We start from the raw sequence: 407 nt of genomic DNA, 5'->3' as shown, positions 1-407 counted from the left end.
CATAGTTGTTCGATACCGAACCTTGGTTACCCGCCGCATCTTCTACTCGCGCTGTATAGGTATAGGTTGAACCACTTGCCAAACCTGCATCAGCATAGGTCCAAGTTGTACCAGATACCGTTGCTGTGCCAACCTTCACACCATCACGATATATCACAACAACTTCACCTGAACCCAATGTAGCACTAATCGTACCTTGGACTTCTGGCGTGTCATCATTGGTGAAAGCACCATTGGCAACATTTCCTAAACCTGGGGCAACGTTATCAATAACTGTTGTTATCGTTGTGGTTTGTGTTGGCGCTACAGTATCAACAGTAATTGTATATGCTGACGATGCTGGGCTTTGGTTACCACCCGCTGTTTCAACACGCGCTGTATATACATAAGTATTGCCGTTACTTAAT

Annotated in this window: 1 protein-coding gene; it reads right to left on the bottom strand. The window is 45.2% G+C overall.

Going from position 1 to position 407, the window contains the following annotated elements; translation table 11 throughout:
* A partial coding sequence (locus M2R48_RS21295) for an Ig-like domain-containing protein (RefSeq protein WP_262087622.1) occupies nucleotides 1-407 on the bottom strand: 407 nt, incomplete at both ends.

This window comes from Acinetobacter sp. I-MWF (assembly GCF_025433935.1).
In the GTDB taxonomy this organism is placed as follows: Bacteria; Pseudomonadota; Gammaproteobacteria; order Pseudomonadales; family Moraxellaceae; genus Acinetobacter; species Acinetobacter guillouiae.
Note: the sequence above shows the minus strand (reverse complement) of the source record. Positions and strands in the feature narration are given on the sequence as shown.